Below are 447 nucleotides of genomic sequence, written 5' to 3' on the forward strand. Positions count from 1 at the left end.
GCGCGGAGAGCCTCGCGCTGGGATGTAAAGCCGCCCGGTATGCAAGATGATATGTCGGTAGACGAAGGCGCGCCGCATGGTAAGGGGTCGAGCGAGCCTAAGGCACGGAGAGCCTCGCGCTGGGATGTAAAGCCGCCCGGTATGCAAGATGATATGTCGGTAGACGAAGGCGCGCCGCATGGTAAGGGGGCGATCCCGTCTAAGGTGCGGGAAACATCGCGCTGGGATGTGAAGCCGCCCGATATGCAAGATGATATGTCGGTAGACGAAGGCGTGCCGCATGGTAAGGGGGCGAGCGAGCCTAAGGCGCGGAGAGCCTCGCGCTGGGATGTGAAGCCGTCCGATATGCAAGATGATATGTCGGTAGACGAAGGCGTGCCGCATGGTAAGGGGTCGAGCGAGCTTAAGGCGCGGAGAGCCTCGCGCTGGGATGTAAAGCCGCCCGGT

At 62.0% G+C, this 447-nt stretch carries 1 protein-coding gene; it reads left to right on the forward strand.

The features are described from left to right. Positions 1-153 precede the first annotated feature (153 nt). Positions 154-447, forward strand: a 294-nt coding sequence (locus KPG66_RS17085; protein ID WP_237071636.1) for a hypothetical protein, incomplete at its 3' end; no start/stop codon positions are given.

It is taken from the genome of Mycetohabitans sp. B2 (genome assembly GCF_021733735.1).
GTDB classification, from domain to species: domain Bacteria; phylum Pseudomonadota; class Gammaproteobacteria; order Burkholderiales; family Burkholderiaceae; genus Mycetohabitans; species Mycetohabitans rhizoxinica.